Annotated in this window: 9 protein-coding genes; 2 read left to right on the forward strand and 7 right to left on the reverse strand. The window is 66.4% G+C overall.

Annotation, left to right across the window (positions count from 1 at the left end; all coding sequences use genetic code 11):
* From VL973_RS02205 to VL973_RS02225, 5 genes are all read right to left on the reverse strand, one after another.
* Positions 1-827, reverse strand: an 827-nt coding sequence (locus VL973_RS02205; protein WP_325282400.1) for a glycoside hydrolase family 3 N-terminal domain-containing protein, incomplete at its 3' end; no start/stop codon positions are given.
* Positions 828-872: 45 nt separating this feature from the next.
* Positions 873-1,631: an SPOR domain-containing protein gene (locus tag VL973_RS02210; RefSeq protein WP_325282401.1), complete on the reverse strand. Its 759-nt coding sequence runs from the start codon at positions 1,629-1,631 to the stop codon at positions 873-875.
* The gene (argS, locus tag VL973_RS02215; protein ID WP_325282402.1) at positions 1,628-3,361 is read right to left on the reverse strand and encodes an arginine--tRNA ligase; all 1,734 of its coding nucleotides are present in this window, start codon (positions 3,359-3,361) and stop codon (positions 1,628-1,630) included. The genes VL973_RS02210 and argS overlap by 4 nt, the downstream gene beginning before the upstream one ends.
* 33 nt (positions 3,362-3,394) lie before the next feature.
* Complete coding sequence (rarD, locus tag VL973_RS02220) at positions 3,395-4,303, reverse strand: EamA family transporter RarD (RefSeq protein WP_325282403.1); 909 nt, start codon at positions 4,301-4,303, stop codon at positions 3,395-3,397.
* A 70-nt stretch (positions 4,304-4,373) separates the two neighbouring features.
* Entirely contained in the window at positions 4,374-5,147 is a 774-nt protein-coding gene (locus VL973_RS02225; RefSeq protein ID WP_325282404.1) for an SDR family oxidoreductase, read from the reverse strand.
* 104 nt (positions 5,148-5,251) lie between these two features.
* Here VL973_RS02225 and trmB point away from each other — a divergent pair, with 104 nt between their 5' ends.
* Positions 5,252-5,932, forward strand: a complete 681-nt coding sequence (gene trmB, locus VL973_RS02230) for a tRNA (guanine(46)-N(7))-methyltransferase TrmB (protein WP_325282405.1) — start codon at positions 5,252-5,254, stop codon at positions 5,930-5,932.
* Between the two features lie 129 nt (positions 5,933-6,061).
* Positions 6,062-7,273 carry a tyrosine-type recombinase/integrase gene (locus VL973_RS02235; protein WP_325282406.1) on the forward strand — a complete coding sequence of 404 codons (1,212 nt, stop codon included), beginning with the start codon at positions 6,062-6,064 and terminating at the stop codon, positions 7,271-7,273.
* A 40-nt stretch (positions 7,274-7,313) separates the two neighbouring features.
* Here the strand turns inward: VL973_RS02235 and cueR are convergent, their stop codons facing one another.
* Positions 7,314-7,700 carry a Cu(I)-responsive transcriptional regulator gene (gene cueR, locus VL973_RS02240; protein ID WP_136943358.1) on the reverse strand — a complete coding sequence of 129 codons (387 nt, stop codon included), beginning with the start codon at positions 7,698-7,700 and terminating at the stop codon, positions 7,314-7,316.
* A partial coding sequence (locus tag VL973_RS02245; RefSeq protein WP_325282407.1) for a copper-translocating P-type ATPase occupies positions 7,697-9,359 on the reverse strand: 1,663 nt, incomplete at its 5' end. The genes VL973_RS02245 and cueR, both read right to left, overlap by 4 nt.

The following is a 9,359-nucleotide window of genomic DNA, read 5'->3' on the forward strand; positions in this document are numbered from 1 at the left end:
ACATCGCATCCCGCCGCCAGTGCCCCCGCAGCCTTCTCGCCCGCCGTGCCGCTCAATGCCTTCATGTCGATATCGTCGGTCATCAACAGGCCCTGAAAGCCGATCTTGCCACGGATGACGTCACCGATCACGACCGGCGACAGCGTGGCGGGGCGTTCGCTGTCCCATGCTTCAAATACGCAATGACAGGTCATGCCCATCGGTGCGTGCGCCAGCGTGCGGAACGGTTCGATATCAGCTTCGAGTTCGTCTGCGCTCGCCGACACGCGCGGCAGTTCGAGATGGCTGTCAACGCGCGCGCGGCCGTGACCCGGCATGTGCTTGACCACGCCGACGACGCCGCCCGCTGCCAGCCCGTCGAGCATCGCGCGCCCGATCGCGGCGACCTGTATCGGCTGACTGCCATAGGCGCGGGTCGCGATGGCGGGCGTGACGCCGGGCGCCAGCACGTCAAGCAGCGGCGCGCAATCGACGCTCACCCCGACTTCGCTCAGCATCAGGCCCAGTGCATGGCCGTTCAGCCGCGCCGCCTCGATCGCGGAGGCAGGCGCGATGTCCCACAGCGCGGCAAAGGCAGGACCGGCGGGAAAGGCCGGCCATTCGGGCGGCTTCATCCGCGCAACCGGGCCGCCCTCCTGATCGATCAGGATTGGAAGCTCATCGCGACCCGACAGCGCCCGCAGATCGTCGGTCAGCGCGCGCATTTGCGCGCGATCCGCCACGTTGCGGCCGAACAGGATATAGCCGAGCGGATCGGCGTCGTGGAAAAAGGCACGCTCGTCGGGCGTGAGCGTCAGGCCCGACAAGCCATAAATGACCGGCAGCATGAACGCCGGGTTAGCCCGGCGCCCCCCTTTGCGAAAGCCCCGTCCTTACTGCGCCACGACAAAACAGGGTTCGCCCGCGACCTTCAGCTTGCCGCAAACTTCACGCGCCTGTGCGTTGCTGCCGGTGTTGACGCGCAGCCGGTGGACGGTGCGGCCATTGACCTCGGCCGCCTGCACCGACTGACCCAGTTGCGCCAGATAGCCGAAACGCCCCGACAACTGCTTCCATGCGGTATTCGCCGCGCCCGCGCTGGGGAAGGAGCCGAGCTGGACAACCGCGCCGCCTGCCCCGCCGCCCGATACCGGCGGCAGCTTGGCAGCGGCGGCATTGCCCTTGTCGGCGCTCAGCCGGCCCGATGGCGGCGGCACGGCTTCGGACACCCGCGGCGCCGCGGCCTTGGGCGCGGGCGTCGCCTTGGGCGCCGGACGCGTGCCGGTTGCCAGCGGCGCTTCGGGCACCGCCGACAGGTCGACCGACGCATTGGCGATTTCGCCGCCGTCGCTTGCCTTGAACACGCTGTCGCCCTCGCCCGCGACCTGCATACCACCGGGCTGGTCGGGCTTGACCTTGTAGTCGCCCGGTGGCGCGGCGATCATCTCGCCTGATCCGCCGCCGGTCGAGGGGCGGTCCTGATACCAGTAAAGCCCCGCGATCGCTGCCGCGATGATCGCCAGCCCGGCCACGACCAACAGGATGACGCGGCCGATCGGCGCGCGTTCCTCATAGCTTTCCTCCGCCGTTTCCAGCCAGGGCAGCCGATCCTCGTCGTCCAGTCCGCGGTCGTCGGCGGCAGGCGCCATCATTTCATCTCCTCGACGGCCTCGACGCCCATGATGGCCAGGCCCGATCGGATGATCTGCCCGATCGCATCGGCCAGATAAAGACGCGACTGGGTTAACGTCACGTCACCGGCAATGACATAGCGCCGCGACGGATCGTCGTTGCCCGCATTCCATGCCGCGTGAAACTCCGCCGCCAAGTCATAGAGATAAAAGGCGACACGGTGCGGTTCACGCGCATGAGCCGCGCTTTCCACCATGCGCGGAAACTGCGCCATGCGCTTCACCAGCCCCAGTTCCACCGTATCAAGGCGGGACAGGTCGGGCGTTCCCGTTGCGACTTCGATCCCCGCCTCGGCGGCCCGACGGCGCAGCGAATGGACGCGGGCATGGGCATATTGGACGTAGAAGACGGGATTGTCCTTCGACGCCTCGACCACCTTGGCAAAGTCGAAATCCATCTGCGCGTCGGCTTTGCGCGTCAGCATGGTAAAGCGGACCACGTCCTTGCCCACTTCGCGGACGACATCGGCCAGGGTGACGAAATTGCCCGACCGCTTGGACATCTTTACCGGCTCGCCCGCGCGCAACAGGCGCACCATCTGCACCAGCTTTACGTCGAACCGCGTCCTGCCCTCGGTTAGGGCCTGCACCGCCGCGACGATTCGCTTGACGGTGCCGGCATGGTCCGCGCCCCAGATGTCGATCAACTGGTCCGCGCCCTGCGCCTTCTGGAAATGATAAGCGAGGTCGGCGCCGAAATAGGTCCAGGCGCCATTCGACTTCCTGATGGGGCGATCCTGATCGTCGCCGAACCGGGTCGATCGGAACAGCGGCAGCTCGACGGGTTCCCAATCCTCCGGCGTCTCGCCCTTGGGCGCTTCCAGCACGCCGTCGTAAACCAGATCGCGTTCGCGCAGCCAGGCTTCCGCCGCTTCGGGCTTGCCCGCCGCCTGCAATTCGGCTTCCGACGCAAAAACGTCATGATGGATGCCCAGCAGCGCCAGATCGGCACGGATCAGTTCCAGCATCGCCGCGACGGCGCGGGTGCGGAACAGGGCCAGCCACTCGCCATCGGTCGCGGCGGCATAACGGTCGCCATATTCGGCGGCCAGCGCCTGCCCCACGGGCACCAGATAATCGCCGGGATACAGCCCCTCCGGGATGGCACCCACATCTTCGCCCAGCGCTTCACGGTAACGGATATGCGCCGACCGGGCGAGGACATCGACCTGACCGCCCGCATCGTTCACATAATATTCGCGCACCACATCATGGCCGACATGCTCCAGCAGGCTGCAAAGCGCATCGCCGACCACCGCACCCCGGCAATGCCCCATGTGCATCGGCCCGGTCGGGTTGGCGGAGACATATTCGACATTCACCGTCACGCCCGCGCCCGCATCCGAACGGCCATAGCCGTCACCGGCGGCATGGATCGCCTGCAATTCTTCGCGCCACGTCGCGTCGGTCAGCGTCATGTTGATGAAGCCCGGCCCCGCGACCGACACCGACGCGACCTCCGGCAGCGCCTCCAGCCGGCTGGCGATCGATTCGGCCAACGCGCGCGGATTGGTGCCGGCGGGCTTGGCCAGCACCATCGCGGCATTGGTGGCCAGGTCGCCATGGCTGGCGTCGCGGGGCGGCTCGACCGTGACGGCGCGGCGGTTGAGATCGCCGGGCAGCGTTCCCTCGGCGATCAGTGCGTCGAGGATCTGGTCGAGATGGGCGGTGAAGCGTGCGTAAAGCGTCATGGCGCGCGCCCTTAAACCAGCGCGCGCGACTTCTCAAACCGGCGCCACGCGCGGACGCCGAATACTGCCCATCACGAACACCGCCAGCCCCGACCAGATCAGCGCGAAACAGATGGCGTGCGCCGTCGTCATGTGTTCGCCAAGCAACGTGATCGCCAGCAGGAACTGCAACGTCGGCGCCAGATATTGCAGCAGGCCCAGCACCGAATAAGGCAGCCGCCGCGCCCCCGCCGCGAACAGCAGCAGCGGGATCGCCGTCACCACGCCCGCCACCACCAGCAGCGCCGTCGTCACCATATCATCCCCGAACGTCAGCGCATCGCGCCCCCCCAGCCACAGCAGATAGGCGATGGCGAACGGTGTCAGCACCAATGTCTCGATCGTCAGCCCCTCGATCGATTCGACAGGCGCGACCTTTCGCACCAGCCCGTAAAGTCCGAACGTGATCGCCAGTGTCAGGCTGATCCACAGCCCGTCACCCGCCTCGAGCGCCAGCACCAGCACGCCCAGCGCCGCCAGCACGACCGCCGCCATTTGCGGCCGGCTGAGCCGCTCGCGCAGGACCAGCACGCCCAGCACGACGTTGACCAGCGGATTCAGGAAATAGCCAAGGCTCGCCTCCAGCACATGCGCGTGCTGCACCGACCAGATATAGACCAGCCAGTTGACCGAAATCAGCGCCGCGCTCAGCGTCAGCAGCCGCAACGTCCGCCCACTGCTCAGCGCCAGCCGCAACCGTCCCCCGCGCCGCATCAGCGCAACGATGGCGAATAACAGCGCCAGCGACCAGACGACCCGGTTGGCGACGATCTCGCCCGCATCCACCACCTTGAGCAGCAGGAAGTAGAGCGGCAGCAGCCCCCAGATCAGATAGGCGCCGCTCGCCTGGAACAGGCCGACTCGGGTCGAACGGGCGGCGGCATCGGCGGGCGGGTGAGTCATTGCCGCCAGATAGGGCCGATGCTGCGCCGCCGCAAAGCCGCCGCGCTATATCGCAGCAAAGAAAAGCTGGTCAGCCGCCATTGCGCTCCCGCTCGGCGCGGGCAAAATCGTTAATCATCTGCAACCGCTGGTCGAACGCGCCCTCCGCCTCGGCATTGCGAAGCGGGCGCACACGCTCGACCAGCACTTCCGCCGGGGTGGGATCGCCCGACAGCAGCGCCATGACTTCATCGGCAAAGGCGTCGAGCGGCATATAACCCTCGCGGTCGCTCTGGCCGGGGGTCAGGTTGGTGCGGACCGCGGGCGGCGCGATCTCGATCACCTCGACCCTGCCCTTCAGCGCGTCGCGCAGGCTGACGGTATAGCTGTGGATCGCCGCCTTGCTCGCCGAATAGGTCGGCGCCGCCACCAGCGGGACAAAGGCGAGGCCCGACGTAACGGTGACGATCGCGGCGTCGGGCTGTGCCACCAGATGGTCGATCAGCGCATTTGTCAACCGGATCGGTCCCAGCAGGTTGGTCGCGATCGTCGCTTCGGCATCGGCCAGGTCCCGACGCGCATCCAGCGCCTCGAACCGCATGATACCGGCATTGTGGATGACGGCGTTCAGCGCGGGATGTTCCGCGATCAGCCGCGCGGCGAAATCCTCGATCGAGCCTGCATCGTCAATGTCCAGCGTCATCGCGTGCATCCGGTCATGCCCCGCAATCGCTTCCTCCAGCGCCTCGCGCCGCCGCCCGGCGACGATGACGGTATCGCCGCGCGCGGCCAGCCGCTGCGCCAGCGCCGCGCCGATGCCCGAACCGCCGCCGGTCATGAGAATGGTGTTGCCGCTGCTTTTCATGGAAATCGCCCTTTCGTTCGGTCGCCGCTTAGGTGGGCGGTCGCGCGGCGTTTGAAAGGCCCCCTCTCGACATCGACGCGCATGGACGGCACAGGCGTCGCCCGATGAACGATCCCGCCACCATCCGCCGCCTTTATGGCCGCCGCCAGGGGCACAAGCTGCGCGCCGGGCAGGCCGCCTTGGTCGAAGACCTGTTGCCGACGCTGGAACTGCCCACCGAAGGCCCGCTCGACGCGACCGGCCTGTTCGGCGACGACCGCCCGATCGAATTCGAAATCGGCTTTGGTGGGGGCGAACATCTGGCCGGGCAGGCATCGGCACGGCCCGATCATGGCTTTATCGGCTGCGAACCGTTTCTGAACGGCGTCGTCGGCGCGCTGGCGCATGTGCGGGAACGGTCGCTCGGCAATGTGCGGCTGCACATGGGCGACGCGCTGGAGGTGCTGGAACGCCTGCCCGACGCCAGCCTGACGCGCCTTTACCTGCTGCACCCCGATCCGTGGCGCAAGGCGCGCCATGCCAAGCGGCGAATGATCAATCACGGCCCGCTCGACCTGATCGCCGCCAAGCTCAAGCCCGGTGCGGAATTCCGGCTGGGCACCGATGACCCGACCTATTGCCGCTGGTCGATGATGGTGATGAATCAGCGCGGCGATTTCGAATGGACCGCGCGATCCGCCGCCGATTTCCTGACACGCCCCGCCGACTGGCCCGAAACCCGCTACGAACGCAAAGCTCGCACCAAGGGCCATGAGGTGTGGTACTTCATTTTCCGTCGTATATAACTAATACACTTAGAATTTTTGTTCTGGTGAAATCAGTATCTTAACCCGCCGATCGCCGCCGATAGTATCCGGCGGTTTCCGTTCTGGTGCTTACCCGGTGCTTATTTTCGTGGTACATAAGGTATCGCAATGGCAACCGGCAGGATCACCAAGCGGACCATCGATGCGCTCTTGGCGAACAGCGTCGCGGGCTTCCTTTGGGACGAGGATCTCAAGGGGTTCGGGGTCAAGACGACGGCCCATGGGTCCGCGTCCTACGTCGTCCAGTACCGGTTGGGCGGCCGGGAGGCGAAAAGCCGGCGCTACACGATCGGGGGCCACGGCTCACCGTGGACACCAGCGATGGCCCGCGACGAAGCTGTGCGGATGCTGATATTAGTGGCGCAGGGCGTCGACCCTGTGGAGTCCGACAAGCAGCGCCGCCGGGAAGCCGTCGATCTCGCCTTCTCCAATTATGCGGATCGCTTCGCCAGCTCTTGCAAGGGAAAGGGCTGGAAGCTGCTCGTGAAACGCTCGCTCGCGCTCCACGTCAAACCCGTCCTGCGCGACAAGCCCCTTCCGACGATCACGCGGGTCGACATCGTGGCCGTGCTCGATCGCATGCCTGAAGAGCAGGTCGGCAACCGGCGGAACGTGTTTGCGGTCATGCGGCGGCTGTTCAAATGGGCGATGAGCCGCGGCGACATCGCGTCTAGCCCCATGGAGGGGATGGAGACCCCGCCGCCTGTCAAGCCGCGCGAGCGGTGGCTGAGCGATCAGGAACTCGGCCGTGTGTGGACGCAAGCGCCTAAGACGCATCGCTGCTTCGGTCCTATCGTCCGGCTTCTGATCGCCACCGGGCAGCGGCGGGAGGAAATTGCCGGATTGCATTGGGAAGAGCTGAACCGCGACCAGCGCGAGATGCGTCTCTCCGGCAGTCGCACCAAGAATGGCGAGCCAACGATGGTCCCGCTCAACGATCTGGCGGTCAATGAGCTTGATCAAGTCGCGCGAGGCGAGACCTGGCCAAAGCGCGGCCGGGTCTTCCCCACATCGGCGGGAGCCGCATTCACCGCTTACCACAAGGGCAAGACCAAGCTCGACAAACTGATCGCGGCGGACGGCGGCGATCCAGTGGCGCCGTGGCGCCTGCACGACCTGCGCAGGACGCTGGCAACCGGCTTTCAGCGGCTGGGCGTCCGCTTCGAGGTCACGGAGGCCGTCCTCAATCATGTTGGCGCCTCACGTTCCGGGGTGGCCGCGATCTACCAGCGGCACGACTGGAAGCCGGAGAAGCGAGCGGCCCTGGATGCCTGGAACGACCACATTGTAAATATATTGGGCGGCGTGGAGACCCGGTGACAAAGGGCCGGGCTCACCGGGTGTTCCTCGACATCAAGGATCAGGTGGCCAGCCGCTCGATGATCGGACATTCGGGCCGCTCGTCTCCGTGGCATCGCTTCGCTAGGTCCAGCAGCGTTGCCCGCATCTCCTCCAGCGCCTGAGCCTTGCGGCCAAGCTCCTCGGCCCGTGCGGTCGCCAATGCCTTCACGTCCGCACTCGAGCGACCTTTGTCCGCCCATAGCCCGAGCAGCGCACGAATCTCTTCGATCGGAAACCCCAGGTCGCGGGCATGAGCCACAAAGCGCAGGCGGGAAACATCCGCGTCTGAATAGTCGCGATAGCCGCTGTCCCGACGCGGCGGCGCCGGGATTACGCCGATCTTCTCATAGTGCCGGATCATCCGCTGGGAGACCCCGCTCGCGTCCGAAGCCTGGCCGATATTCATAGGCGCACCGCGTTCAACCTCAGCGCGTTCGTCACCACGGCGAACGAGGAGAGAGCCATAGCTGCTCCGGCCAGCATCGGCGACAGCAGGATGCCGGCGACCGGATAGAGCACACCCGCTGCGATCGGAACGCCAATGCCGTTGAACAGGAAGGAGAAGAGCAGGTTCTGGCGGATGTTCCGCATGGTCGCTCTGGCGAGCCGGCGCGCACGAACCATCGCGGCGAGGTCCCCCTTGGTGAGCGTCATGCCCGCACTCTCGATCGCCACATCTGTGCCGGTGCCCATAGCGATACCGACGTCCGCGGCGGCGAGGGCAGGTGCATCGTTGATGCCGTCGCCCGCCATCGCCACGCGCGCACCCTTCGCCTTGAGCTCGGCGACGATGCGCGCCTTGTCCTCCGGCTTCAGGTCGGCCCGCACCTCATCGATGCCGCCGATCTGGCGCGCCACCGCCTCGGCAGTGCCCTGCCCGTCGCCCGTGAGCATCACGATCCGCAAACCATCACGCTTCAGCTCCGCAATGGCCTCGGCGGCTGAAGGCTTCACAGGATCGGCCACCACCAGCATGCCGGCCGGATGGCCGTCGATCGCCACGAGCATGACACCTGCGCCCACCGTGCGATGCCGCTTCGCCAGTGTCTCCAATGGACCGGAATCAGCACCGGCGTTCTGCATCATCGACGCATTGCCGACTGCCACCCTCCTCCCGGCTACCATCGCGGACACGCCAGCGCCCGTAATGGAGTCGAAACCTTCAGGAGAGACGAGCGCAAGGCCGCGCTCTTCCGCCGCTGCTACGATCGCATGCGCAAGCGGGTGCTCCGAACGGGATTCCACTGCGGCAACAAGCGCTAGCAGCTCATTTTCGGCAAAGCTCCCGGCCGTTTCGATGCCGACTAGCTTCGGCTTACCTTCTGTCAGAGTGCCTGTCTTATCGATCACGAGCGTATCGACCTTCTCCAGCCCCTGAAGCGCCTCGGCGTTCTTGATGAGAATGCCCGCATGCGCACCGCGCCCGGTGCCGACCATGATCGACATTGGCGTCGCGAGCCCCAGCGCACAGGGACATGCGATGATCAGGACGGCTATGGCGTTGAGAAGCGCGTGGCCGAAACGTGGCTCCGGGCCGACCAGGTTCCAGACCACGAACGTCGCCACCGCGACGGCGACAACCAGGGGCACGAACCAGCCCGAGATCCTGTCCGCCACCGCCTGGATCGGCGCCCGGCTCCGCTGTGCCTCTGCCACCATCTTGACGATGCGTGCGAGCACCGTGTCCGATCCGACCGCACGCGCGGTCATCACCAGACTACCGGTGCCGTTCACGGTGCCGCCAGTGAGCGTGGCTCCCGTCTCCTTCAGCACGGGAGCGGGTTCGCCGGTGAGCATCGACTCGTCCACCGACGAACGGCCCTCCGCGACTTCCCCGTCGACCGGGATCGCCTCGCCGGGACGAACCCGCAGGTTGTCGCCTGCGCGGACATCGGCGAGATCAACCTCCTCTTCGCGTCCATCGGCGAGGACACGTCGCGCAGTCTTGGGCGCGAGATTCATCAGCGCGCGGATCGCCTGCCCGGTCGCGGCGCGGGCGCGGAGCTCCAGAACCTGGCCGAGCAGCACGAGCGTGACGACGACGCCCGCCGCCTCATAGTAGACC

This window comes from Sphingomonas sp. (assembly GCF_035490575.1).
Lineage (GTDB): Bacteria > Pseudomonadota > Alphaproteobacteria > Sphingomonadales > Sphingomonadaceae > Sphingomonas.